We start from the raw sequence: 24,297 nt of genomic DNA, 5'->3' as shown, positions 1-24,297 counted from the left end.
CATCTCACCCACGCCGCTAGGGTGTCTTCGGTAGAGATGCTTCGGCAAGCGGACGCCAGATGAGCAGGACGTGCTTTTTCTGCGTGTATAGAGCCAGCGGGTTAACTAGCCCCCTACTTCTTAATCTTTGCTTGCTTAGAATAGCCCTTGGGAATACTAAACGGAAAATCGAGGTGGCCGCTACCTACTTCTACTTTCTGGTAGTTGAGGGTGGCCGAGGTGCTTTCGGTGCCACCCTGCTGTCCTAGCACGTTGGTGGTGAAGGCAAAGGGCAGGTCGGAGCCGCTAGGCTTCTGAAAATCGGCGTAGCCTACGGTAAGGCTGCGCTGGGCAGCGCTCTCGCTCACTTTCAATTGCTGGAGGCGACCGGTGGTGCTGCTCACCAGCTGCTCCAGGATGAGCGGCGCCACGGGGTAGGTCACGTTCTGGTTGTCGCCCTCCGTTTTCACTACCGGTATGGCGCCTTTGGGGGCGGCCTGGTAGTCGCCGAGCAGGATGTCCTGCATCTGCTTGTAGGTAACGGGCACGTTCAGCAGCTGGCTCAGGTAGGCGTAGTCGCCGGCAAAGTAGTTCTTCTGCAAGCGATTGACTACCCGCACCGAATCGGGCGTGAGCAGGGCGCGCACACCCTCAATGCCTAGCAGCGAGCCCGACAGCCAGATGGCCGAGTCGCGCTTGATGCGCAGCGCAAAGTTGGCCGACTGCTCATTGCCCTTAGCCTTAAAATGCACCTTGCCGTGGCCATTCAGGTACTGAAAATTGGTATTGGTAGCTTTCACACCAGCAGGCGTGGCCACTTTCACGGCTTCGGAAGTGCCCGCCGTGAGCGAACCCGACTTGGTAGAGACGGCGCGGTGGCAGCCCGCCAGGGCTAGTCCGGCGAGTAGGAATGCAGCTTTATTCATAATTCGCAATAACATGTTCTGAGGACATAAAACTCGTTTGTCATTGCGAGCGCAGCGCGGCAATCCTTCCTTGTCGTCCGCTTCATTAGGTTAGTACCCTAGCGAGAAGGAAAGATTGCCGCGCTGCGCTCGCAATGACAAACAAAATGCTTACGTCTTCTTTTAATTTTCAATCAGTTTCTGTTCTTTGATTTTGCGGTCGAGCAGCAGCGAGGTGCCGGGTCCGGCCTTGCGGGCACGCTGCCAGGCCGCCAGGGCCCCACTGTGCTCGCCCATCTGCCACAATACGTCGCCGTAGTGCTCCAGGATGCTGGCATCCTTGGTAGTGCGCAGCGCTTTCTCCAGATTTTGCTTGGCGCCGGCGTAGTCTTTTTGCTTGTACAGCACCCAAGCGTAGGTGTCGAGGTAGGTATCGTTGTCGGGAAACTTGGCCACCGTGCGGCCCGCCATTTCCTTGGCCTTATCGAGTTTTTCGCCCCGCAGGCTCAGGAAATAGCTGTAATTGTTGAGCACGCCATAGTTATTGGGGTCTACCGCTAGGGCGGCTTCGTAGGCTGCCTCCGACTTAGGATAATCTTTCAGCTCCTGATACGCATCACCGAGCTGCGCGTCGAACTGGCTCTGCTGCTCGGCGTTGCCGGCGGCTAGCCGGCGGCCGTGCTCCAGGGCCTGCACGGCCTGCTGGGGCTGCTTCTTCATCAGGTGGCCTGCACCGTTGTAAAACCACAGAGGAGCCTGATTAGGAAACAATTCGAGGGCGGCATCGCTGTGCACCAGTAGCGAATCGGTTTGGCTCAGCTCGGCGTCGAGCAGCACCACCTGCTGCCAGAGCTGGTATTTCGACTTGTCGTATTTCAGGGCCTGCAGGTAGCTATTGCGGGCTTCTTTTTTGTGGCCGCTCTGCATCTGCACGTCGCCGGCCACGCTGTGGGCTTTGGCGTCGCGCGGGTGGTTGCGCACCGTAGCAGAGGCCAGGTCGAGGGCTAGCGGGGCCACCTTCGGGTCGGGCAGCTGCTTCACGTAGTTTGCCAGGATACGCACCTCCTGGTCAACTTCCAGCGCGGGGCTGTCGAAGGCCAGCCGTAACTGCTTTTCTACCTCGGTGGGCTGGTTTTGCTGGCGATACACGTCGGCCAGTATCAGGCGGGCCTGGGGGTTGCCGGGGTCGAGGCGCAGGGCCTGCTCGGCCACCCGGATGGCGTCGGGCAGGCGGTTGTTGGCCGCGTACATCTCGGCCTGGGCCAGCACAAAGCGCGGCTCGGTGGGGTTGGCCGCAATCAGGTTTTCGCCTTCTTTAAGGGCTAGCGGCAGGTTGTTCTGGCGCAGGTATATCTGCTGCTTTTTGAAGGCAATCTCGTCGATGCTGCCAAACTGCGCCTGGGCTTTTTCCAAAGTCGCCAGGGCCTCGGGCAGCTTGTTTTGGGCCAGGTAGAGGTCGGCAAGCTGAAAGAGGTAGCTGCCCGAGTTAGGCACCTCTTTCACCAAGCTGGCGTAGGTGGCAGTGGCCGCCTCATACTGCTTCTGGCTGGCCTGGGCCTGAGCCAATATCAAGTAGTAATAGGGGTTTTTGGCGTCGAGCTTCACGGCGGCTTCGGCGTAGCCAGTGGCGTCGCGCAGGTTGCCGCTCAGCAGGTTAGCCTCGGCCAACTTGTAGTTAACGGCCGCGTTTTCAGGCATCAGCGTGTAGGCTTTCAGCAGCCGCTCCAAGGCCTTGGGGTAGTCTTCCAGAATGACGTATTTCACGCCATCGGTGTACAGCGCCTCGCTCAGCTCACGCTCCTTGGGCGAGAGCGGCGGGTGGGCCGCCGCCTTTTTGGCCTCTATTTCGAGTTGCTGCGCCAGCGCCTTCCGCTCCTTGCGGCTGAGCTTGGCGGGCTTGGTTTCGACGGCCTCGGGGGCCGTGCCACCAGGGCCGGGGCCAGTACCCAGCCCTTGGGCGCGGCTAGCCCCCGCCCACAAACTCAACACAACTGCACCAACCGTAAAGGGACGCATACGCATAAGAAGCAAACCGGAATCTTGTCCGGCGAATGTACGGGGCTTAACCAAGAACGGCGCAGCCCCCACCGGGAGCCACGCCGTTCACTAACGCACGAAGCGTCGAAAATATCACACTTGCAGGGCATTAAAATCGCCCACGCTCAGGTCGTTGGGGCGGCCGGTGAGGCTGGCGCTGTTGCCAATCATCGAATTGGCCACGTTGGCGTGGCGCACGGTGGCTGCACTCTGCACAATGGAGTTGGAGAGACGCGAGTCTTCAACCTTAGCCCCAGCGCTCAGCGACACGTGTGGGCCTACTACCGAGTTGGTAATCACGGCATCATCGCCAATATACACCGGCTCAATAATTACCGAGTTGGTGATTTTGGCCGAGTCCGATACGAGCTTTTCGCCGCGCTCCTTCAGGTATTCGAGGTAGCGCTGGTTGGTGAACACGGTGGCGTCTTTGTTGCCGCAGTCGAGCCACTCGGTTACCTGGCCAGGCACGAAGATGGTGCCCTTGTTCTTCATGTTTTCGAGGGCGTTGGTGAGCTGATACTCGCCTTTGTCCTTGATGTCGTTGTCGAGCAGGTATTGCAGCTCATCGCGCAGGTACTCGCCATCCTGGAAGTAGTAGATGCCGATAATGGCGAGGTCCGACACGAAGGTTTCGGGCTTCTCCACAAAGTCGGTAATCTGGCCTTGCTCATTGAGCTTCACTACGCCAAACGGGCGCGGGTCTTCTACTTTCTGCACCCAGATGGTGCCGGGCACCGAGCTGTCGAGCGTAAAATCGGCCTTGAACAAGGTATCGGCAAAGGCCACCACGAGCGGGCCGCTCAGCGAGGGCTTGGCGCACAAAATAGCGTGGGCGGTGCCTAGCGGCTCATCCTGATAATAAATGGTGCCCTTGGCGCCTACCGACTCGGCAATGGCAATCAGGCTTTTTTCGACGGTGCTGCCAAAGCGACCGATGATGAAGGCGACTTCCTCCACGGGCTCGCCGCACACGCGGGCAATATCTTCCACGAGGCGCTGCACAATGGGTTTGCCCGCAATGGGAATCAGGGGTTTAGGTACGGTGAGCGTGTGCGGACGCATCCGCTTGCCCATACCGGCCATCGGGACGATAATTTTCATCGGCGAAGTTGGGTGGAAGGTGTTTTCAGATTTGTTAAGGGCCTTACTGCATTTCGCCCGTTTCGGTTGGGCTAGTCCGGGCCACAAAGATGCGGCCGAACCCCGGCTCGCCTAATGTCGGGGTTATTTTTTAGCCTTGCAGCAGCTCGATAAGCGTGGCCGGGTCGGCATTGCCCCCAGTTAGCACCAGCACCGTGTGCTGGCTACGGGGCAGGCTGGCGCGGTGGCGCAGCAGCGCGGCCAGCGGGAGCGCGGCGGTGGGCTCTACTACCAGCCGGGCTTCGAGCAGCAGGCGACGGGCCGCAGCGCGCAGCTCGGCCTCGGTCACGGTCACGATGTCATCGGCGTACTGCTGAATGTGCGCAAACGTCAACTCACTCACGGCTAGGGTGCGCACGCCATCGGCCAGGGTACGATTGGTGTCGGCGGCGGCCCACTCTACCACCTTACCGGCCCGCAGCGAAGCCTGGGCATCGGCGGCCAACTCGGGCTCCACGCCGATAACTTTCACGCTAGGCTTCAACAGCTTGAGCGCGGCTGCTACCCCACCCAGCAAGCCGCCACCCCCTACCGGCGTCAGTACCAGCTCCACGCTAGGCAGGTCTTGAAAGATTTCGAGGCCTACGGTGCCCTGTCCGGCTATTACGTAGGCATCGTCGAAGGGCGGCACCAGCACGGGCGGCTCGGCGGCGCCGGCCAGCAGGCGCGCCGCTACAGCCTCGCGCTTTTCGTGGGCCGGGTCGTATAAAATAACTTCGGCCCCTAGCGCGCGGGTGGCTTCTATCTTCACCTGCGGCGCATTGGTGGGCATAATAATGGTGGCCTTGAGGCCTAGCTGCCGCGCCGCATAGGCCACGCCCTGGGCGTGGTTGCCACTGCTATAGGCCAGCACGCCACGCGCCCGCTCGCTATCCGTGAGGGCCATAATGCGGTTGCCGGCACCTCTAATTTTAAACGAGCCAATGGGTTGCAGGCTCTCAGGCTTGAGGTAAACCTGCTCGGTGCCGAGTTCGGGCAGGGCTAGCGGCAGCAGCGGCGTGTGCCGGGCCAGGCCTTGCAGCCGCTGCTGCGCCTGCTCTAGGTCGGCCAGGGTGGTGAGTTGCATACGAAGAAAGGTAGTCGGCTTAGGGGCGCAAAGGTGGGGCCGCGCCCGCCAACGCCCAAGCCCTGAATAACTGCCCGCCCAGCTTCTGCGTTAGGGGTGGTCGCCTTACTTTTGCAGTATGAACTTCATCTCCGAAATCGAATCCAGCATTCAAACGCTGTTTGCGGCTATCAACGCCGGCTTTGTTCAAGACACTAGCGTGGGTCAGCAGCATGTAGGCAACTGGCAGCAGGCGCTCAATGGCAGCGACAACCCCGCCGTGCGCCTCGTAGCCACCGAGCTAGAGGTGCTCAACGGTGCCATCCAGCGCAACGACGTGGCGGCCATGGGCGCTTCGTTTCAGAAGCTGGCTATTCTTACGTCGCAGTCGGCGCTGCCGCTACACGCCTTCGGCGGCGTGGGCGACAAGCTTCGCGAGCTGAGCCAGAAGCTGAACTCGGCTGGTGGCAACCTCCAAATTATTGCCCGCCAGCGCGCTGCCGGCACTGCTCCGGCTCACTAGGGCCCTGCTATAGCTCAGAAGAACGTCATACTAAGTGCAGCGAAGCATTTCGCTCGAATTGCTAGGGGTACTTTCCTAACGATTCGAGCGAGATGCTTCGCTGCACTTAGTATGACGTTCTAGTTTGCGGTATGCTTAGCGTTGCGCCGAGTTACTTCCCGGTGCTGCCGTAGCCGCCGGCGCCACGGGCAGTTTCACTCAACGTTTCGGCGGGCTGCCACACGATGGTTTCATGGCGAGCCACTACGAGCTGGGCAATACGCTCGCCGTCCTGCACCACAAACGGCACGTTTGACAGGTTGACCAGCAGCACTTTAATCTCACCCCGGTAATCGGCGTCAATGGTGCCGGGGCTGTTAACAATGCCAATGCCGTGCTTGTAGGCTAGCCCGCTGCGCGGGCGCACCTGGGCTTCGTAGCCCACCGGCAGGGCTATGCTGAGGCCCGTGGGCACCAGCACGCGTTCGAGGGGGCCTAGCGTGAGCGAGCCGTCGGGCAGGTCGGCGCGCAGGTCGAGGCCGGCGGCGTGCGCAGTTTGGTATTCAGGCAGCGCGTGCCTCGAAGAGTTGATAACAGGAATGGTCAGCATAATGGCCGCAAAGGTACTGGGCTCGGCCAGGGCCTGAGGCAAGAAAAAAGCCCGGCTGGCGGCCGGGCTTTTCCTTTTAGGTGGCTGAGCGCGCTACAGCGCCGCCATTTCTTCGCGCACAAAGTCGGCCAGCTGGCGCAGGTAGTCGGTACTGAAATCGAAGCGGATGCCGGCGGCGGCATATACCTCGCCGATGGGCACGGTGTAGCCCAGCGACAGCGCCCGCTGGTAGCCCGCTAGGGCCGCGGCGGGGTCTTGGCGGAAATTGCGCCACATGGCGATGGCTCCTAGTTGCGCCATGGCGTACTCGATGTAGTAGAACGGCACTTCGTAGAGGTGCAACTGCTTCTGCCACAGATAAGGCCGAAATTTTTCCAGCCCGTTCCAGCTCACGGTGCGCTGGTTGAAGTGTTGGAAAATCTCGGTCCAGCGCTGGTGGCGCTGGGCCTCAGTGTGCTCGGGGTTTTCGTATACCCAGTGCTGAAACTTGTCGATGGTGGCGACCCAGGGAAAGGTTTCGAGCACGCTTTCGAGGTGCGTTTTCTTGGCCCGACGCAGCTCGGCAGCATCCTGAAAGAATACGTCCCAGTGGTCCATACTCATGAGCTCCATGCTCATGCTGGCCAGCTCAGCTACCTCAGACGGCGGATGCTTATCGGCCGAAAGTGGCAGGCGGCGCGTAAGGAACGAGTGCACGGCGTGGCCGCCTTCGTGCAGCATCGTCACCACATCGCGGAGCGACGACGTGGCATTCATAAAAATGAAGGGCACGCCGGTTTCGTCGAGCGGGTAGTTGTAGCCGCCGGGGGCCTTGCCCTTGCGGCTTTCGAGGTCGAGGTGGCCCATTTGGCGCATGGTGCGCAGGCAGTCGCCTAGGAAGGGGTCTAGCCGCTGAAAAACCGTGATGGTCTTGTCGAGCAGCTCAGCGCCGGTGGCAAATGGGCGCAGCGGCGGCTGGCCGCTAGGGTCCACATCGAGGTCCCAGGGGCGCAGGGCCGTTAGTTTCAGCGCCTGGCGGCGGGCCTCGTCAAACTCGTTGATGAGCGGCACCACCGTGGCCCCGATGGCCGAATGGAAGTCGAAGCAGTCTTCGGCGGTGTAGTCGAAGCGCCCGAGGGCGGCAAACATATAGTCGCGGAAGTTGGGGAAGCCCGCGTTCAGCGCCATTTGGTGGCGCAGGCCCACCAGCTCGGTAAAGAGCTGGTCGAGCGGCTGGCTGTCTTGCAGGCGGCGCGCCTGAATGGCGCGCCAGGCCTGCTCACGCACCGGGCGGCTCAGGCTCTTGAGGCGGTCGGCGGCGCGGGGCAGGGTCAGCTCCTCGCCGTCGAGCGTCACGGTCATGGCGCCCACGGTGGCGGCGTATTGCTGCTGCTTGGTCGAAATCTCGGTTTTGAGCGGGATATTCTCTTCGCGATAAATCTCCGAAGCCCGACGCACCGAGCGCAGAAACACGCCGTAGCGGTCTTGGTCGAGTTCGGGCAGGTAGGGGCTGGCTAGCAGCTTCTCGTTGAGGGCGTGGTCGTAGGGCGCGGTGAGGGGCTCCACTTCCTGCACGAAGAACTGGAAGGCCTCGGCGCGGGCTTCGTCCTGGGTGTCGCAGGTCATGCGGATGTAGCGCCAGGCCAGGTCTTCGCTCAGCACCGACTCCAGCTCGGAGCGGTCGAGCAGCCAGCGCTCCAGCGCGGGCGCGTCGGCAATGTCGCGGTGCTGAAGCTCCTGAAAAAAGGGCTCCAGCGCGGCCCAGTCGGTCACGTGAAAATCTTCGGGCAGGTAGTGGCGGGGCGGGCGGGCGGTGTCAGTAGCCAGCGACGTGGCTAGGGTATCAAGCTCAGAAATCACCATAGAATACAAGTTACGTAAATAATTACCAGCAGTCCGAATAGTTTTTTAAGTAAGCTCGTAAACTCCGTTCACCCGCAATCGCATGGCTGATTATCAACCAATTTCAATTACCACATCGGCCGTCAATGGATGAGCTACGCAAGTGAGAATATAGCCCTTGGCCAGCTCGGCATCGGAAAGGCCCTCACGCTCATCAAGATGCACCTTGCCACTGAGGCACTTGCCTCGGCAAGCTGTGCACACGCCCGCCTGGCACGAATACGGCAGGTCAATATCCTGGTCGAGGGCCGCGTCGAGAATGGTTTGCTTGGCGGGCACTTCAAACACGTAGTCGCTACCCTCATACTGCACCGTCACGGTGCGGTTGACGACGGTGCCGTCGTTGTCGCCGGCTAGGGCATCGCCGTGAGCGTCCCCGGCTTCGGTAGCATCGGCTGCGGCCAGAAAGCTCTCGCGGCGAATACGGCTGCTTGGCACCATGAGCAGCTCCAGGGCCGCCTGGGTTTCGGCCATCAGGCCCTCGGGGCCGCAGATGTAGTACTCGGCCTGCGGCGCCGGAAATTGGTGGCGCTGCTCCAGAATACGCAAAATAGTAGTGCGGTTGAGGCGGCCGGTGTGCTGGTGCGGCGCCGCGGGGCCTAGCGGCTGGCTATACACGTGCTCAATTTGGAAGCGGCCGCGGCTACCGGCTTCGAGAGCGGCGAGCTGCTGCTTGAAAATAACGGTTTCCTCGTTGCGGTTGCCGTAGATGAGCAGCACGTGGCTCTGCGGCTCTTGGGCCAGAATAGCCTTGAGCATGCTCATGAGCGGCGTGATGCCCGAGCCAGCTCCGATGAGTACGAGCGAGCGAGCGGCCTTGGGGCTGGGCTGCACCACAAAGTTGCCGAGCGGCGGCAACACTTCGTACTGCTGGCCTACTTTCACATTATCAAGTAGATAATTGCTCACTAGGCCGCCCGTCACGCGCTTCACGGTCACGGACAGGCGCGGGGCCTCGGCGGGGGTGCTGCTGAGCGAGTAGGCACGGCGCTCGGGGCGGCTGCCGGCCGGGCCGCAGGGCACGAGCAGGGTCAGAAACTGGCCGGGCTTGCTGGGCACGGCCTGGCCATCGGGCCGCTGGAGGTGAATGGTGACGGTATCAGGGGTTTCCTGGGTGAGGGCAACGACGGTGAGCGTCAGGTACGACGACATTGGGCTGAGCTTGGATAAGAAAACAAAATTACGATAGCCGGGGCGGGTGAAGTTGCACGACGCGGCGCGGCTAGCTGGTATCGTCTACCAAGCAGGCGCTAGTTTCGCTCTATGATGCCTGACCTTGCTTCGCTGTTAGCCCGCCACCGTGGCCAATTTGCTTCTGTATTCAACTTTTCGGTGGCTAGCCCTCAGGTAGCCCACCTCGACTTCACGGCCGCCAACCCACGCCTCGCCCACCCGGAGCGCCTGCGCGACACCAACCTGTTTGACGTGCTGGTGGGCGAGATGCTGGCCGAGCAGCAGGCCACCATCGGCATCGGCGGCTACCTCGAAAACCGCGCTATCTACCGCCGCAGCCCCCATTTTGACGACGCCATCGAGCCGCGCTCGCTGCACCTGGGCGTCGATGTATGGGTGCCGGCTGGCACGGCCGTGGCGGCCCCCCTAGCCGGCGTAGTGCATAGCCTGGCCGACAATAATAATTTCGGCGACTACGGCCCCACCATCATTCTACAGCATGAGCTGGAAGGCATATCGTTTTTCAGCCTCTACGGCCACCTCACGCGCACTGACCTGGCGGGGCTGGCTCCCGGGCAGGCCGTAGCCGCCGGGCAAGTTATCGCCCACGTGGGCCCGCACCCCGAAAACGGCGACTGGCCGCCGCACCTGCACTTTCAGCTCATGGCCGATATGCAGGGCCGCTGGGGCGATTTTCCGGGCGTAGCGCCCCCTAGCGAGCGCGCTTACTGGGCCAGCCTCTGCCCCGACCCCATGCTGGTGCTGCAGTAGCAGCGCGCTATTTCTCCCGCTCTATGGTGTAGTTAATCAGTGCTTCTAGCGAAGTACGCGCTTCGGAAGCCGGGAAGGTGTGCAGAATGGCCAAGGCCTCGTCGCGGTAGCGCTTCATGGTGCGAATAGCATAGTCGAGGCCGCCCGACTGCTTCACGAAGTCGATGACTTGCTGCACGCGGTCGCGGTGGCCGGCGTTGTTTTTCACGTTGTAGATAACGCGGCGCTTATCGAGCCAGCTGGCCTGCTGCAAGGCGTAGATGAGCGGCAGCGTCATCTTTTTTTCCTTGATGTCGATGCCTACGGGCTTGCCAATTTCGGCCGTGCCGTAGTCAAATAAGTCATCTTTTATCTGGAACGCCATGCCGACTTTCTCGCCAAAAAGCCGGGCTTTTTCGATGGTGGCTTTATCGGCCCCGGCCGATGCCGCGCCCACGGCCGTGCACGAGGCAATGAGTGAGGCCGTTTTCTGCCGAATAATGTCGAAGTACACGTCCTCCGTAATGTCGAGGCGGCGGGCTTTCTCAATTTGCAGCAGCTCGCCCTCGCTTAACTCTTTCACCGCGTTGCTCACAATTTTGAGCAGGTCGAAATCGTCGTTTTCGAGCGAAAGCAGAAGGCCCCGGCTGAGCAGGTAATCGCCCACCAGCACCGCTATCTTGTTCTTCCACAGTGCATTAATGGAAAAGAAGCCACGACGGTAGTTGCTCTCGTCTACCACGTCGTCGTGCACGAGGGTGGCCGTGTGCAGCAGCTCGATGAGCGCCGCGCCCCGAAACACCGCCTCGGGCAGCGGCCCGCTAGGGTCGGCGCTGCTAGCGCGGGCCGTCAAGAACACGAACATGGGGCGCACCTGCTTGCCTTTGCGGCGCACGATGTAGCCCATAATCTTGTCGAGCAGCAGCACCCGCGTTTGCATCGACTGCCGAAATTTCACTTCAAACTCGGCCATCTCGGCCGCAATCGGCGCCTGAATTTGGTCGAGCGGATTTGCCATGCGGGCGCAATGATACGGCCAGTAGCGCGGACTTTGTAGTCCGCGCATCGAACACTCAAACGCGAACTACAAAGTCCGCGCTACCTTAGCCACATGCTCTGTACTGTCGAGTTCACGCTGACTGGCCGCGCCCACGGCCGCCCCTTTGCCGCCGACGCCACCTGGCTGCCCACCAACCAACCCCAGCCGGTGGTCGTCTTCGTGCACGGGTTCAAGGGGTTCAAGGATTGGGGTCACTTCGGGCTGCTAGCCCGGTTTTTTGCAGAAAAGGGCTTTGTATTCGTCAAGCTCAATCTCTCGCACAACGGTGTAGTGGTGGGCGGCACCGGCGATTTGGAAGACCTCGAAGCCTTCGGTCAAAATAATTTTAGCCTGGAGCTCGACGACCTCGGCCAGCTGCTCGATGCCCTGCACACGCCCGGCGCCACGCCCTTGCCCGCCGAAGCGCTCGACCTGCGCCGGCTCTACCTGATAGGCCACAGCCGGGGCGGCGCCCTGGTGCTGCTCAAGGCCGCCGAAGACCCGCGCGTGGCAGCAGTAGCCGCCTGGGCCGCCGTGGCCGACCTGCACCCGCGCTGGCCCGCCGAGGTGCTGGCCCAGTGGCAGCGAGACGGCGTGCTGCACGTGCCCAACCTGCGCACCGGCCAGCAGCTACCCATGTACTATCAAATTGCGGAGGACTTTTACGCCCACCGCGCCCGCCTCGACCTACCGGCCCTGATGCCGGGCCTGCGCCAGCCGGTACTGCTCATTCACGGCGACCAGGACGAAACCGTGCCCCTAGCGGCCGTGCACCAGCTGCACGCCGGCCAGCCCAAAGCTGAGGTACTCGTGGTGCCCGGTGCGGGCCACATGTTTGGCGGGGCTCACCCCTGGGCCGGTCCCGAATTGCCCGCGCAGGCGCAGCTCATCGCCGAGCGCACGGCCGCCTTCTTTGCCAGCCATTAAATGGCCATTACCCTAGCCTACCTGCTGCTGGGCAGTAACCTCGGCGACAGGGCCGCACGCCTGGCCCAAGCGCGCCACGACCTGGCCGCTACGGCGGGCCGCCTCGTGGCTACATCGGGCCTCTACGAAACCGCTGCTTGGGGCTTAGAGGACCAGCCGGCGTTTCTCAACCAGGTGCTCGCCCTCGAAACCGAGCTGGACGCTCCTACCCTACTAGCTGCCTGCCTGGCAGCCGAGCAGCAGCAGGGCCGTGAGCGCCTTGTGCGCTGGGCAGCCCGCACCCTCGACGTGGATATTCTACTCTTCGGCCAAGAAGTAATTGCCACCCCTACCCTAGTGGTGCCGCATCCGGCGGTGCCAGCCCGGCGCTTTGCCCTAACGCCCCTAGCCGAACTGGCACCGCAGCTTGCGCACCCGCAGCTGCACCGCACCATTTCGGAGCTGCTGGCTGCCTGCCCCGACCTACTGCCGGTGCATAGGTTATAGCAGCGCCTGTTTTAAGAAAGCACGTCCTGCCCAGCTACACGGGCTAGGCTACCGAGCCGGCCGTAGCCGTAGGCTCGATTTTGTTCACCAAGCCTTGCAGCACCTTGCCCGGGCCGCATTCTACGAAGTGCGTGGCGCCGTCGCGGAACATGGCCTGCACACTCTGCGTCCAGCGCACAGGAGCGGTGAGCTGGGCTAGCAAATTGGCTTTGATTTCGGCGGGGTCGGTGTGCGGGGCAGCATCTACGTTCTGATACACGGGGCAGCGGGCGGGGCTGAACGTGGTGCGCTCGATGGCCTCGGCTAAGGCAGCCTGCGCCGACTGCATGAGCGGCGAGTGGAAGGCGCCGCCCACCGGCAGCGGCAGCGCGCGCTTGGCACCAGTGGCCTTCAGCACCTCGCACGCCTTGGTGATGCCAGCCGTTGAGCCGGAAATAACGAGCTGGCCGGGGCAGTTATAATTGGCGGCTACTACCACATCGCCTCCGGCGGCCACCTGCTGGCAGCCTTGCTCCACGGCCTCATCGGCTAGGCCCAGAATGGCGGCCATTGTGCCGGGCTGCTCTTCGCAGGCGGCCTGCATGGCCTGGGCGCGACGTGCCACCAGCGGCAAGGCATCGGCGAAAGTGAGCACGCCAGCCGCCACCAAGGCCGAAAATTCGCCCAGCGAATGACCGGCCACCATAGCGGGCTGCAAGTCGGGCTGAGCTACGAACTGCGCTACTGAGTGCACAAACACGGCCGGCTGCGTCACGTCGGTGCGGCGCAGGTCTTCATCGGTGCCCTCAAACATGAGCTTGGTGAGGTTGAAGCCCAGAATGTCGTTGGCCTGGGTGAGCAGGGCGCGGGCGGCTTCACTCTGCTCAAACAGCTCGCGGGCCATGCCCGGAAACTGGGAGCCCTGGCCCGGGAATACTACGGCCACTGCAGCGGCATCGGTGGGGTGGGAAGGTGTCAAAGCAGGTAGGTTTAAAGTTCTTGGTTGGTGATTGTTGAAAAGTGCCGGGACTGGCAGACCGAATAAGACCGCCTGGCTGTTCAGCACAACTCGACAAAATAAACCTAAAAAAGCCGCCCCGGTCGGGGCGGCTTTCTCAATAGCAGGTCCAGGGAGGGCCTAGCGAATTAGCTCGACCCAGCCTTTGTAGGTACGCTTGGTCTGCGCGGCGTCGGCAAACTCTACCTCGGCCAGGTAGTAATAGATGCCGCCCGAAGCCAGACCGCTGGTCGAGCTTTCGCCGGCTACGCCGCCGCCCGTCCAGTTGATATAGGGGTCCTTATCGCTCTCGTACACCTTGCGGCCCCAGCGGTTGAAAATCTGGATGTGGGTACGCGTAATGGGGCTGCTCACCTTGGGCCGGAACACGTCGTTGGCATTGTCGCCGTTGGGCGTGAAGATGTTGGGCAGGATGAAGAACACGCAGTCGGTCTGGCAAGCCGAGTTGCTGAGGCCACTGCGCTGGCCCGAGGCGGCCACGGCCTGCACCTTATAGCAGTAGGTGGGCCGGGGCCGGTTGCGGTCAACGTAGCTCAGCTGCGTGGTCGAGTCAATCAGCGTGTAAGTACCCCCGTCAGTATCGGCCCGGAACACGCGGTAGTACACGGCGTTGGCCTGGCAACCGGCGGGCGTGTTGCCCACCGTCCAGCGCAGGTTGTTCTGGTACACCTGGTTCACGGGCAGGTACGAGGGCAGCGCCGCCAGGCTGTCGCAATTGATGACTTGCAAAGTGAGTACCGGTGTGCAGGGCACCGCTAGCAGCGTAGCACAGATTTGCTGGCTGTTGTTGAGCAGGTTGCTCAGGAAGCTGTAGTTGGCATACTGGCCAGTGGTCTGCACATAATAGCAGTATTCCTGGCCGGGCGTCAGGTTGCGGTCTACGTAGGTGCCGCTGCTGGCACCCGGCGTCACGGTGGCTACCTGGTTGTAGGTGGTGCTGCCGGGGTCTTTGCGGTAGATGCGGCTCGGCTGCTTGCTGTTGTCCCAGGGCACATTGTAGGCCCAGTTCACGGTCATCGTTTTGTTGATGCCATCGGGGATGAGGCTGGTACGCACGCTGGTAGCCGTGGGCGCCGTCTCCTGCACCGGCGTGGTGCTCGTGGGCACCGTGTTGAAGAATGTGAGCGAGTAGGTGTACTGGTTGGCCGTGGTGTTCAGGCCCCGGTCTACATAAGTGGTATCGGCCAGGTTGTTGATAGTAGCCACCAGCGTAGCCGGACCGCTACCGATGCTGCGGCTCAGCTCGTAGCGCGGCGATACAAACGCGCCAGCGTCAGCCTTCGGCTGGGTCCACTTCACCGTAATCTGGCCAGTGCTCGCATCCGTGGTGTTTACGTCCACGTTGGTGAGCATGGCCGAGCGGCCGTTGAAAGTGAGGCAGGCTTCGTTTGAAACGATACTGGCCCCACCCGCCGGCCGCGGAAACTTCGCATAGATGCGGTAGCTATAGGACTTGCCCCGCACCAAGCCTTGGTTGTCGGCATAGGTAGTAGCCGTAGGTGGCACCGAGCCTACCTGCACGTAGCCCGCGCCGGCTGGCACACCCGTATCGCAGGGGCCGGGGGTATAGCTGTAGCACCCTTCACGTCGGAAAATCAGTATCTCGCTGGCATTCTGACAGGTATACTTATCCCAGGTCAATACGCTCACTAGGCCCCCTGGCGTGCCCGAGGGCGTCGCCTTCAGGTTTTGGGGCGGCGGCCCTACCACGGTGATACGCACCGGCTTGATATCGACAAGGGCCGGCGTAGCTGTGTTGGGGGGCGTATCCTGGGCTTTGAACACTACGATGTAGGGCTGGTCGGCCACATTGCTGCAATCGGGCGTCCAGCGAAAGGTGCCGGTAACGGACGTGCCCGTGTTATTCTGGCGGAAGGTAGCCGGGGGCAGAATGCCGCTGTAAGCAAACAGCTGCACATTGGTAGCCGGGGCATTGGGCCCCGAGCCATCTATGGCCGATACCTGGAGGATAACCGGCGTGCCCGCTACCACGCACAAATCGGGCGGCACGGTGAGCGTGGGCGGCAGGTTATTAGTAGCCGTCACGATAATCTGCATGTCGCGGATGACCGTCCCAATCTTGCGGAAGCCGAAGGGCGTGCGCCGAAACTCATCCACCGTGAAGGCAATGTTGTAGATACCGGCCCTAGCCGGCGCGTTCCAGGTTATTTGCCCGGTGTATACATCTTGAGAAATAAAGGACTTAGCCCCCGGCACCCCGACCGGCACCCCGGCGTAAGCCACCTGCACTGCATTTGGAGCAATGCTAGGGTCGTCAGGGTACACGTAGTTTTGGACAACTGAGGGAACTGGCAGGTTGGTATTGTTGGCAGTAGTAGTGCCCCCGTTTACCTGCTGGCAGGTGCGCAGATGATAGGCCAGCGAATCGCCATCAGCGTCGTAGCCTGCCGGATTGTGCAAAAACACTTGGCCTACAGCAGCCTTATCCACAGCAGGTGCCCGCAATATTGGAGAGTTGTCGCGGCCATAGGCTGGGTTGATGGTAATAGTCGTACTAACGTAGAATGTCTGCGAAGCAGAATTCGCCATGTTCAGAATGCCCGCATTTCTGTTCTCACCCACAAAGCTGATGGGATAATTGCCAGGCCCTGGATACGTGTGGTCAACGCTATAAGTGAAAACATCCGTATCACCATTAATGCGAGGAGGGTTTGCATTCTTCGGAATACCATCCTGCCGAGTACCATCCCCAAAGTAGATAGTCACATTCGGCTGGTCGACCCCCGTAATGTCGCGGTAGAGCGTGAATTTAATGAAGAACCGGTTTGGGTTGCCAGTGGCCGTATCCACCTTCACCTGGATGTCGCCTGCCCGGATGTGGGAGGCAAGCGCCGCTTGTGGGCGCAGCCAGCCTAGCCCGAGCAGTAGTGCGGCCAGCAGCCAGGCACCCCACTTCCCATTCTTCCCAAAAGATAAAAGAGCCTGCATAATCTACCTGTGTTGAAAGACTGCTTACTACCGCAAAAATTGGACGTTGCACCTACTGGCTTGCACTACCCAACCTTTCTAGCAGGTGGTTAGTTATCCTAAAGTACGCAGCAAATCGGCTAACGGTATTTTAGGTAGATTGATTCACCTTGGCCGCTCCCGCAGCCAGCCCCTGGGTTTAACCTTTCTAAATAACGCCTATGTTACACCTGCACCTTGGGCTGAGGCCGCCCCCGGCCCTACCTTTGGGCGTTCCAAACGGTCATTTTCTCGACTGAAATCTCTATGAACTGGTTTACAAAAACCTTTACCAGCAGCATCGGGCGCAAGATTATCATGTCCCTTACGGGTCTGTTTCTCTGCACGTTCCTGGTGGTGCACCTCATCGGCAACCTCCAGCTTTTCAAACACGACGACGGGGTAGCGTTCAACACGTACTCCCACTTCATGGGCACTAACCCGGTTATCCGCACCATCGAGTGGGGCCTGGTGCTGGGCTTTGGCTTCCACATCTATGAGGCCCTGATGCTGACGATGCGTAATAAAGGAGCCCGCTCGCACGGCTACGCTCAGTGGCAAGCCAAGCAAAACTCGGAGTGGACCTCGCGCAACATGGGTATTCTGGGTTCTATTATTCTGGTGTTCTTGATTGTGCACCTCTATAATTTCTTCTGGCGTGCCCGCTTCGGCACCCTCGATGCCGACATCAACCACAACGATGATTTGTACAAAGTCGTGGTCACCTCGTTTCACCAGTGGTGGTACGTGGTGCTCTACGTGGCTGCGCAGGCTAGCCTGGGCTACCACCTGTGGCACGGCTTCCGCTCGGGTTTTCAAACCCTGGGCCTGAACCACCGCAAATACATGCCGCTGATTAAGAACTTTGGCTACGCTTTCGCGGTCATAGTGTCGGCTGGCTTCGCTTCGATGCCGCTCTACTTCCTGTTCTTCACCAACGAGAACGGGGCTCTTCTTACCAGCGCGCCTGCCGTGCTGCACCAGCTTGCGCTGGCGTTCAACTAATTTCAGTTTCTACCCCTTATGAACCTGACTTCCAAAGCGCCCGAAGGCCCCCTGGCCGAAAAATGGGACAAGCATAAGTTCAACGTCAAGCTCGTCAACCCTGCTAACAAGCGGAAGTATGACGTGATTGTGGTGGGCACGGGCCTGGCTGGTGCTTCGGCCGCCGCCTCGCTGGCCGAGCTGGGCTACAACGTAAAAGCCTTTACTTACCACGACTCGCCGCGCCGGGCGCACTCCATAGCGGCCCAGGGCGGCGTTAACGCAGCCAAAAACTATCAGAACGACGGCGACTCGGTATTCCGTCTGTTCTACGATACCATCAAGGGTGGCGACTACCGCGCCCGCGAAGCCAACGTGTACCGGCTAGCCCAGGTATCGGTGAATATCATAGACCAGTGCGTGGCACAGGGCGTGCCCTTCGCCCGCGAGTATGGCGGACTGCTGGCCAACCGCTCCTTTGGCGGTGCGCAGGTGAGTCGCACGTTTTACGCCCGTGGCCAAACCGGGCAGCAGCTGCTGCTAGGGGCTTACTCGGCCCTGAGCCGGCAGGTAGCCTACGGCAAGGTGAAGCTTTACACCCGCTCGGAGCTGCTCGATATAGTGGTGGTGGATGGCCAGGCCCGCGGCATCGTGACGCGCAACCTCATCACCGGCGAAACCCAGACCCACGCGGCCCACGCCGTGGTGCTGGCTACCGGCGGCTATGGTAATGTGTTTTACCTGAGCACTAATGCCAAGTATTGCAACGTGACGGCCGCCTGGCGGGCGCACAAGAAGGGTGCCTACTTCGCCAACCCGTGCTTCACGCAGATTCACCCGACCTGTATTCCGGTATCGGGCGACTACCAGTCGAAGCTGACGCTGATGTCGGAGTCGCTGCGCAACGATGGCCGCGTGTGGGTGCCCAAGACGGTAGAGATGGCCGAGCGCGTGCGCAAAGGCGAAATCAAGCCGCAGGACATCCAGGAAGATGACCGCGACTACTTCCTCGAGCGCAAGTACCCGGCTTTCGGTAACCTCGTGCCGCGCGATGTGGCCTCGCGCAACGCCAAGATGATGTGCGACGAAGGCCGTGGCGTAGGCTCGTCGGGCCTGGCCGTGTACCTTGACTTCGCCGACGTTATCAAGCGCACCAGCGCCGAGGCGGTGAGCCAGAAGTATGGTAACCTCTTCGAGATGTACGAGAAGATTACCGACGAAAACCCCTACCAGATGCCCATGCGCATCTACCCGGCGGTGCACTACACGATGGGCGGCCTGTGGGTTGACTACAACCTGCAAACCACCATTCCGGGCCTTTATGCCGCTGGCGAGTGCAACTTCTCGGACCACGGCGCCAACCGCTTGGGGGCTTCGGCCCTGATGCAGGGTCTAGCCGACGGCTACTTCGTAATCCCCTATACCATTGGCGATTACCTGGCCCAAACGGCGCCTAAGCCCGTAACGACCGACCATCCGGCCTTCGCCGAAGCCAAGGCGGGCGTGCAAGCCCGCGTGGAGCAAATGCTCGCCATCAAGGGCAATAAAACGCCCGACGAGTTCCACAAGGAGCTAGGCCATATCATGTGGGAGTATTGCGGCATGGCCCGCAACGCTGAGGGCCTGAAGCACGCCAAAGCCGAAATTCAGCGCATTCGTAAGGAGTTCTGGCAGAACGTGAAAGTGGTGGGCAGCGGCGAGGAAATGAACCAGGCGCTGGAGAAAGCCGGCCGCGTAGCCGATTTCCTGGAGCTGGGCGAGCTCATGGTAGACGACGCCCTCAACCGCAACGAAAGCTGTGGTGGCCACTTCCGCGAGGAGTACCAGACGCCTGAGGGTGAAGCCCTGCGCGACGACGACCACTACGCCTACGTGGCGGCTTGGGAGTACACGGCCGACAATCAGCCCGAAGTGCTGCACAAGGAGGAGCTGGTGTTCGAAAATGTGAAGCTCACGCAGCGCAGCTACAAATAATTTATATTGAGCTGTTAGCTATTAGCTGTCAGTTGCTAGCCTTCGCGCTGGTAATTGACAGCTATAGGCTAGCAACTGACAGCTAATAGCTAACAAAAGATGGCCGGCTCTAATCCCAACGCTAAACCCATGAACCTGACGCTGAAAGTTTGGCGTCAGCCGAACCGCCAGACCGAAGGCCAAATGGTTGACTATCAGGTGAAGGATATTTCACCTGATATGTCGTTTCTGGAAATGCTCGACGTGCTCAACGAGGACCTGCTCCACCAGGGGCAAGACCCGGTGGCCTTTGACCACGACTGCCGCGAGGGCATTTGTGGCTCATGCGACTTGTTTATCAACGGCCGCTCGCACGGACCGGAGAAGGGCACCACTACGTGCCAGCTGCACATGCGTAAGTTCTCGGATGGCGACACCATTACCATCGAGCCGTGGCGTGCTAATGCCTTCCCGGTAAACAAGGACTTGAGCGTAGACCGCTCTGCCTTCGACCGTATCATTCAGGCTGGTGGCTACGTGAGCGTGAATACCGGCGGCGCCCCCGACGGCAACGAGATTCCAATTCCGAAGGACATTGCCGACCGCGCCTTCGAGGCCGCTACCTGCATCGGCTGCGGCGCTTGCGTGGCAGCCTGCAAAAATGCCTCGGCCATGCTCTTCGTATCGGCCAAGGTATCGCAGCTAGCACTGCTGCCCCAGGGCCAGGTGGAGCGCCAGACCCGCGTGGAGAATATGGTAGCCCAGATGGACATCGAAGGCTTCGGTGCTTGCTCCAACATTGGGTCGTGCGCGGCCGAATGCCCGGTGGGCATCTCGCTCGAAAACATCGCCATCCTGAACCGCGAGTTCTTGACGGCCAAAGCTGCCTCCAACAACCTGGCGTAAGCCGAAAGCGCTACTTCCTAAAAGCCCCCTAGCTTACCTGGCTAGGGGGCTTTTTTAGGTAATAAGCAAGCTAAAGCTTCGACCTTGCGCTGCGTATTAGTACTTCGTTGCGCGCCGCAGCTCGGCTTCATACACTCGCCGCCCCAGCTCGCGCAAGAAAGGCAGGCCTATGCTCTCGTAATCGTACTGGTCGTCGTTGAGCACACCGTCGGCGTTCACATACAGTACGGCGGCCAGCAAAAACTCGACGCCGTGGGCCGCATCGACCACGTAGGCGTTGTCAACAAGGAAGCCATAGGCTTGGCCGATTTTGTTATATATCCGCACGCCGGGCGGCAGGCGCACCTCGCCCCCACCCCCTAGCAAAAACTTGGCATACGTGCTAGGGTACGCCAGCGAGTCGTAGTGCGGCGAAAGGCTCTGGGGCGGCAATTGGCTCAAGGCTTCGCACAGGCGGGCATAGCTGGCGGGTGTGAGGCGCGGACGTTGCCCGCTAGGTACCGTTTCGGGCAGCACTACGGCTTGCAGCAGGCGCTGCAAATCGGGCAGGCTGAATACGTTCTTTTGGCTAAGGTCGAGCGGCTGGGCTAGGAGCTGCCCCGCCCCGTCGAGGTGCGCGTTACCAACAAACATGCTGCCCGGCTGCACCCTGGCCGGAGGCATAGGCGCCGCCCAGTAAGCGGCGGGCTGGGCTAGCAGCAGCTGCGTCTCGGCCGTGTCGGCGAAGAAGCGGACGGGGTTGGTATGGCGCCAGCCGGGTTCGCCATCGCCTACACTGAGGCGATGCACCAGGCGGGCACGCCGCAGTCCCAGCCGATGCAGGCCCCCATTTAATTCCTGCGGGCCCACAAACTCGTAGAGCCGGTTGAAAGCATCGTTGTCGCTCACCAAAAGCATCTTGCGCAGGTAGTGGCCCAGACTGGGCCGCCCGTTGGCAGCGCTAGGGTCGCGCACGGCGCACGTCTGGCCGATAAAGGCCGAGTCGGTACGCATCGGAGAGTCGGCGCTGAGGCCGGATGTGGTGGCCTGTAGGCGCTCCAGCTTTTCGAGAGCAAGCGTGGCGGCGGCCAGCTTCACGGTGCTGGCGGGATAGAAATACTCGCGCGGGCGCACCCGGTAGCGCACCGGCCGGGCCAGGTGCGCTAGGCCCTGCGCATCGCGCCGAATACGCACCAGGCTGATTTGCAAGTGGTAATACTCGGGCCGTGCCAGCACCCGCCCCAGACCCACCGTATCGGCCGGAGCCAATAGGCTACGAGGCAGCCGGGGCTGAGCTGAGGCTAGCTGGGTAGTAATCAATAAGCCACTCAACGCAACCAACTGTAGTAAGCCGTGTTTCATGAAAGCAAAATAGTGGTGACTAACCACCGGGACCACACAGCTTAAATAACCTAGTTGCCCCCTAGCCACAAAAAAGCCCCGACAGCCAGGCTGCCGGGGCTTTTTTGCTAAAAAGAGCGCCGAGCTTATTGGCCGAGCTTCTTTTTCAGATTTTCGTCGAGCGCTTCCAGGAACTCCTCGGTGTAGAGGAAGTCGCGGCCGTGCTGAACTTTGTTGCCGTGGATGCAGACGGCCAGGTCCTTGGTCATCTTGCCGCTTTCTACAGTTTCGATGCACACGGCTTCAAGGGCTTTGCAGAAGTCAATCAGCTCCTGGTTGCCGTCGAGGATGCCGCGGAACTCCAGGCCGCGCGTCCAGGCGAAGATGCTGGCGATGGGGTTGGTGCTGGTGGGCTTGCCCTGCTGGTGGTCGCGGTAGTGGCGCGTTACGGTGCCGTGGGCAGCTTCGGCCTCCATCGTTTTGCCGTCGGGCGTCACGAGCGTCGAGGTCATGAGGCCGAGCGAGCCGAAGCCCTGGGCCACGGTGTCGCTCTGCACGTCGCCGTCGTAGTTTTTGCAGGCCCACACAAAGTTGCCGTTCCACTTCAGGGCCGAGGCCACCATGTCGTCGATGAGGCGGTGCTCGTAGGTGATGCCGGCGGCCTTGAACTTGTCCTGGTAGTCCTGTTCGTAAATCTCCTGGAAGATGTCCTTGAAGCGGCCATCGTACTTCTTCAGGATGGTGTTTTTGGTGCTCAGGTACAGCGGCCAGCCCTTCATCAGGGCCTGGTTGAAGCAGGCGTGGGCAAAGCCCCGGATGCTTTCGTCGGTGTTGTACATGGCTAGGGCCACGCCGTCGTTCTTGAAGTTAAACACCTCAAACGACTGCACTTCGCCGCCGTCTTCGGGCGTGAAGGTGATGGTGAGCTTGCCTTTGCCTTTGGTAACGAAGTCGGTGGCGCGGTATTGGTCGCCGAAGGCGTGGCGGCCGATGCAGATGGGCGCAGTCCAGTTGGGCACCAGGCGCGGCACATTGCTGGTCACGATAGGCTCGCGGAACACGGTGCCATCGAGGATGTTGCGGATAGTGCCGTTGGGCGACTTCCACATCTGCTTGAGGTTGAACTCCTTCACGCGGTCCTCGTCGGGCGTGATGGTGGCGCACTTGATGCCTACGCCGTACTGCCGGATGGCATTGGCCGCGTCGATGGTCACCTGGTCGTTGGTTTCGTCGCGGTACTCGATGCCGAGGTCGTAGTACTTGATATCAACGTCGATGTAGGGCGTAATGAGCTTGTCCTTGATAAACTTCCAGATGATGCGCGTCATTTCGTCGCCATCCAGCTCCACTACGGGGTTTGCTACTTTGATTTTGGCCATTTCAGCGGTGGGATTGTGTGAGGTTCGGTTTTTGCACTAGCCGAGGCCGTGCGGGGTAAAAACTTGGAGATGGCTAACACGCCGCGCTGCCGCGTTGTTGTTAGAAGCGTCAATATTAAGCACGGTTTATTGCCCGGCGGCAGGCTATCCCCGTCGCAAACGTTTGCGATAAAAATGAGGCTGCATAATTTATGCGGTGGAGTTTTCCGCCTCCATTTTGGGGGGCTAAAAAGACTTCGGGTCGCCTTCGCCAAGGGCGGCGGGCTGAATGAAAACGTGCCGCACATCGGGGTGCTTGGCCCTGATGGCAGCGCAGAGCTGCCCGATGGTGGCCGTGAGCCGGCCGGCCGGCAGCTCGGGCGCAAACTCGACCGGCACCACTACCAGTATCTCGTGCGGACTGAGGTAGGACGAAAGTGGTGCCAGCGCACGCACGGTAGCTGGCTCGGCCTCCACCAGGGCGGTGATGCTGGCCAGCAGCTTCTCATCGGCGGGCTCGCCCAGCAGCAAGCTCTTGGTTTCGCGCAGCAGTAGGCCGGCCACCAGCAGCAGCAGCAGGCCAATGAGCAGCGAGGCCACCCCGTCGAGCTCGGGCCGGTTGAGCCAATGGCTGAGAAAAACGCCCAGAAACGCAATAAACAGCCCTAGCAAATCGGAGGCATCCTCGAAGAGCACCACAAAAACCGACGGGTCTTTGCTAGCCCGGAAAGCCGACCAAAACGGCTGCTTGCCGCGCTGAGCATTGAAGGTGCGCCGCGCCACCAGAAACGAGCTGCCATCGAGCGCAAAGGCCACGGCCAGCACCACGTAGTTCCAGGTGGGGCTGCTGAGCGGCGCGGGGTGGCGCAGGTGCTCGTAGCCCTCATACAGCGATAGCCCCCCGCCAATGGCAAAGATGAACACCGCCACCATAAAGGCCCAGAAATACAGCTCTCGCCCGTAGCCAAACGGCCGGTGGGGGCTAGCTGGCTGCTGGCTGCTGCGCAGCCCTAGCAGCAGCAGCCACTCATTAGCCGTGTCGACCAGCGAGTGAATGCCCTCGGAAAGCATGGCCGACGAGCCCGTGAACCACGCCGCCACAAACTTGATGACGGCAATTCCCAGGTTGGCCGCCAGGGCCGCCACAATGGCGGTTTTGGACTGAGGATGGTCGGGGGCATCGGGCATAGGTAGTTGAGAAGGGCGCTTCTGAAAGCAGGGCGGTGCGTAGCCACAAGCCGCAGCCTCCTGCGGGCCTTTTTGCTTACGTGCTTCCGGCTACCAGGCTACTTAAGCTGGCTAAATCTTCCTAAAAAAGCGCCCTGGCTTTTGCCA

At 60.9% G+C, this 24,297-nt stretch carries 20 protein-coding genes; 7 read left to right on the top strand and 13 right to left on the bottom strand.

Annotated features, from left to right (window positions below; all coding sequences use genetic code 11):
* Positions 1-113: 113 nt before the first annotated feature.
* The 4 genes from lolB1 to J4D99_RS13265 form a co-directional block, all read right to left on the bottom strand.
* On the bottom strand, positions 114-905 hold the full coding sequence (gene lolB1 / locus J4D99_RS13280; protein WP_208132195.1) for a lipoprotein insertase outer membrane protein LolB1: 792 nt from the start codon (positions 903-905) through the stop codon (positions 114-116).
* A gap of 162 nt (positions 906-1,067) precedes the next feature.
* The gene (locus tag J4D99_RS13275) at positions 1,068-2,900 is read right to left on the bottom strand and encodes a tetratricopeptide repeat protein (RefSeq protein ID WP_236018648.1); all 1,833 of its coding nucleotides are present in this window, start codon (positions 2,898-2,900) and stop codon (positions 1,068-1,070) included.
* A 114-nt stretch (positions 2,901-3,014) separates the two neighbouring features.
* Positions 3,015-4,025, bottom strand: a complete 1,011-nt coding sequence (locus J4D99_RS13270; protein ID WP_208132193.1) for a sugar nucleotidyltransferase — start codon at positions 4,023-4,025, stop codon at positions 3,015-3,017.
* 130 nt (positions 4,026-4,155) lie between these two features.
* A complete protein-coding gene (locus J4D99_RS13265; protein ID WP_208132192.1) occupies positions 4,156-5,130 on the bottom strand; it encodes a threonine ammonia-lyase in 975 nt (324 codons plus the stop codon).
* A 118-nt stretch (positions 5,131-5,248) separates the two neighbouring features.
* Here J4D99_RS13265 and J4D99_RS13260 point away from each other — a divergent pair, with 118 nt between their 5' ends.
* Positions 5,249-5,632 carry a hypothetical protein gene (locus J4D99_RS13260; RefSeq protein ID WP_208132191.1) on the top strand — a complete coding sequence of 128 codons (384 nt, stop codon included), beginning with the start codon at positions 5,249-5,251 and terminating at the stop codon, positions 5,630-5,632.
* A 151-nt stretch (positions 5,633-5,783) separates the two neighbouring features.
* Here J4D99_RS13260 and dut read toward each other — a convergent pair whose 3' ends face one another.
* The 3 genes from dut to J4D99_RS13245 all read right to left on the bottom strand — a co-directional run bounded on the left by dut (position 5,784) and on the right by J4D99_RS13245 (position 9,254).
* Complete coding sequence (dut, locus tag J4D99_RS13255; RefSeq protein WP_208132211.1) at positions 5,784-6,218, bottom strand: dUTP diphosphatase; 435 nt, start codon at positions 6,216-6,218, stop codon at positions 5,784-5,786.
* 96 nt (positions 6,219-6,314) lie between these two features.
* Positions 6,315-8,063, bottom strand: a complete 1,749-nt coding sequence (locus tag J4D99_RS13250) for a M3 family oligoendopeptidase (RefSeq protein WP_208132190.1) — start codon at positions 8,061-8,063, stop codon at positions 6,315-6,317.
* Positions 8,064-8,156: 93 nt separating this feature from the next.
* Entirely contained in the window at positions 8,157-9,254 is a 1,098-nt protein-coding gene (locus J4D99_RS13245) for a ferredoxin--NADP reductase (protein ID WP_208132189.1), read from the bottom strand.
* 111 nt (positions 9,255-9,365) lie between these two features.
* Between J4D99_RS13245 and J4D99_RS13240 the strand changes: the two genes are divergently transcribed.
* Entirely contained in the window at positions 9,366-10,046 is a 681-nt protein-coding gene (locus J4D99_RS13240; RefSeq protein WP_236018647.1) for a peptidoglycan DD-metalloendopeptidase family protein, read from the top strand.
* A gap of 7 nt (positions 10,047-10,053) precedes the next feature.
* Here the strand turns inward: J4D99_RS13240 and J4D99_RS13235 are convergent, their stop codons facing one another.
* Entirely contained in the window at positions 10,054-11,043 is a 990-nt protein-coding gene (locus tag J4D99_RS13235) for a polyprenyl synthetase family protein (protein WP_208132188.1), read from the bottom strand.
* Positions 11,044-11,136: 93 nt separating this feature from the next.
* On the opposite strand from J4D99_RS13235, the gene J4D99_RS13230 reads away from it, so the two are divergent.
* Together J4D99_RS13230 and folK are read left to right on the top strand one after the other, a co-directional pair.
* Positions 11,137-11,991, top strand: coding sequence for an alpha/beta hydrolase family protein (locus tag J4D99_RS13230; RefSeq protein ID WP_208132187.1), 855 nt, complete (start codon positions 11,137-11,139; stop codon positions 11,989-11,991).
* On the top strand, positions 11,992-12,477 hold the full coding sequence (gene folK, locus J4D99_RS13225; protein ID WP_208132186.1) for a 2-amino-4-hydroxy-6-hydroxymethyldihydropteridine diphosphokinase: 486 nt from the start codon (positions 11,992-11,994) through the stop codon (positions 12,475-12,477).
* Positions 12,478-12,520: 43 nt separating this feature from the next.
* Here folK and fabD read toward each other — a convergent pair whose 3' ends face one another.
* Both fabD and J4D99_RS13215 read right to left on the bottom strand, forming a co-directional pair.
* A complete protein-coding gene (gene fabD, locus J4D99_RS13220; RefSeq protein ID WP_255555088.1) occupies positions 12,521-13,435 on the bottom strand; it encodes an ACP S-malonyltransferase in 915 nt (304 codons plus the stop codon).
* Positions 13,436-13,594: 159 nt separating this feature from the next.
* Entirely contained in the window at positions 13,595-16,423 is a 2,829-nt protein-coding gene (locus J4D99_RS13215) for a T9SS type B sorting domain-containing protein (protein ID WP_208132185.1), read from the bottom strand.
* Between the two features lie 285 nt (positions 16,424-16,708).
* Between J4D99_RS13215 and J4D99_RS13210 the strand changes: the two genes are divergently transcribed.
* From J4D99_RS13210 to J4D99_RS13200, 3 genes are all read left to right on the top strand, one after another.
* Complete coding sequence (locus J4D99_RS13210; RefSeq protein WP_208132184.1) at positions 16,709-17,446, top strand: succinate dehydrogenase cytochrome b subunit; 738 nt, start codon at positions 16,709-16,711, stop codon at positions 17,444-17,446.
* 18 nt (positions 17,447-17,464) lie between these two features.
* Complete coding sequence (locus tag J4D99_RS13205) at positions 17,465-19,399, top strand: fumarate reductase/succinate dehydrogenase flavoprotein subunit (RefSeq protein WP_208132183.1); 1,935 nt, start codon at positions 17,465-17,467, stop codon at positions 19,397-19,399.
* Between the two features lie 129 nt (positions 19,400-19,528).
* On the top strand, positions 19,529-20,284 hold the full coding sequence (locus J4D99_RS13200; protein ID WP_173118403.1) for a succinate dehydrogenase/fumarate reductase iron-sulfur subunit: 756 nt from the start codon (positions 19,529-19,531) through the stop codon (positions 20,282-20,284).
* 96 nt (positions 20,285-20,380) lie between these two features.
* Here J4D99_RS13200 and J4D99_RS13195 read toward each other — a convergent pair whose 3' ends face one another.
* The 3 genes from J4D99_RS13195 to J4D99_RS13185 all read right to left on the bottom strand — a co-directional run bounded on the left by J4D99_RS13195 (position 20,381) and on the right by J4D99_RS13185 (position 24,150).
* Positions 20,381-21,625 carry a serine hydrolase gene (locus tag J4D99_RS13195; protein WP_208132182.1) on the bottom strand — a complete coding sequence of 415 codons (1,245 nt, stop codon included), beginning with the start codon at positions 21,623-21,625 and terminating at the stop codon, positions 20,381-20,383.
* Between the two features lie 125 nt (positions 21,626-21,750).
* Positions 21,751-22,983 carry an NADP-dependent isocitrate dehydrogenase gene (locus J4D99_RS13190; protein WP_208132181.1) on the bottom strand — a complete coding sequence of 411 codons (1,233 nt, stop codon included), beginning with the start codon at positions 22,981-22,983 and terminating at the stop codon, positions 21,751-21,753.
* A gap of 225 nt (positions 22,984-23,208) precedes the next feature.
* Positions 23,209-24,150, bottom strand: coding sequence for a cation diffusion facilitator family transporter (locus J4D99_RS13185; protein ID WP_208132180.1), 942 nt, complete (start codon positions 24,148-24,150; stop codon positions 23,209-23,211).
* Positions 24,151-24,297: the final 147 nt, after the last annotated feature.

The organism is Hymenobacter sp. BT559, assembly GCF_017571525.1.
GTDB classification, from domain to species: Bacteria; Bacteroidota; Bacteroidia; order Cytophagales; family Hymenobacteraceae; genus Hymenobacter; species Hymenobacter ginsengisoli.
This window is presented reverse-complemented; position numbering and strand designations above follow the sequence as displayed.

Excerpts from the sequence above, each read along its gene's own strand:
- lolB1 (WP_208132195.1), bottom strand. The coding sequence starts at position 905 with ATGAATAAAGCTGCATTCCTACTCGCCGGACTAGCCCTGGCGGGCTGC.
- J4D99_RS13275 (WP_236018648.1), bottom strand. The coding sequence starts at position 2,900 with ATGCGTCCCTTTACGGTTGGTGCAGTTGTGTTGAGTTTGTGGGCGGGG.
- J4D99_RS13270 (WP_208132193.1), bottom strand. The coding sequence starts at position 4,025 with ATGAAAATTATCGTCCCGATGGCCGGTATGGGCAAGCGGATGCGTCCG.
- J4D99_RS13265 (WP_208132192.1), bottom strand. The coding sequence starts at position 5,130 with ATGCAACTCACCACCCTGGCCGACCTAGAGCAGGCGCAGCAGCGGCTG.
- J4D99_RS13260 (WP_208132191.1), top strand. The coding sequence starts at position 5,249 with ATGAACTTCATCTCCGAAATCGAATCCAGCATTCAAACGCTGTTTGCG.
- J4D99_RS13250 (WP_208132190.1), bottom strand. The coding sequence starts at position 8,063 with ATGGTGATTTCTGAGCTTGATACCCTAGCCACGTCGCTGGCTACTGAC.
- J4D99_RS13245 (WP_208132189.1), bottom strand. The coding sequence starts at position 9,254 with ATGTCGTCGTACCTGACGCTCACCGTCGTTGCCCTCACCCAGGAAACC.
- J4D99_RS13240 (WP_236018647.1), top strand. The coding sequence starts at position 9,366 with ATGATGCCTGACCTTGCTTCGCTGTTAGCCCGCCACCGTGGCCAATTT.
- J4D99_RS13235 (WP_208132188.1), bottom strand. The coding sequence starts at position 11,043 with ATGGCAAATCCGCTCGACCAAATTCAGGCGCCGATTGCGGCCGAGATG.
- J4D99_RS13230 (WP_208132187.1), top strand. The coding sequence starts at position 11,137 with ATGCTCTGTACTGTCGAGTTCACGCTGACTGGCCGCGCCCACGGCCGC.
- folK (WP_208132186.1), top strand. The coding sequence starts at position 11,992 with ATGGCCATTACCCTAGCCTACCTGCTGCTGGGCAGTAACCTCGGCGAC.
- J4D99_RS13215 (WP_208132185.1), bottom strand. The coding sequence starts at position 16,423 with ATGCAGGCTCTTTTATCTTTTGGGAAGAATGGGAAGTGGGGTGCCTGG.
- J4D99_RS13210 (WP_208132184.1), top strand. The coding sequence starts at position 16,709 with ATGAACTGGTTTACAAAAACCTTTACCAGCAGCATCGGGCGCAAGATT.
- J4D99_RS13205 (WP_208132183.1), top strand. The coding sequence starts at position 17,465 with ATGAACCTGACTTCCAAAGCGCCCGAAGGCCCCCTGGCCGAAAAATGG.
- J4D99_RS13200 (WP_173118403.1), top strand. The coding sequence starts at position 19,529 with ATGAACCTGACGCTGAAAGTTTGGCGTCAGCCGAACCGCCAGACCGAA.
- J4D99_RS13195 (WP_208132182.1), bottom strand. The coding sequence starts at position 21,625 with ATGAAACACGGCTTACTACAGTTGGTTGCGTTGAGTGGCTTATTGATT.
- J4D99_RS13190 (WP_208132181.1), bottom strand. The coding sequence starts at position 22,983 with ATGGCCAAAATCAAAGTAGCAAACCCCGTAGTGGAGCTGGATGGCGAC.
- J4D99_RS13185 (WP_208132180.1), bottom strand. The coding sequence starts at position 24,150 with ATGCCCGATGCCCCCGACCATCCTCAGTCCAAAACCGCCATTGTGGCG.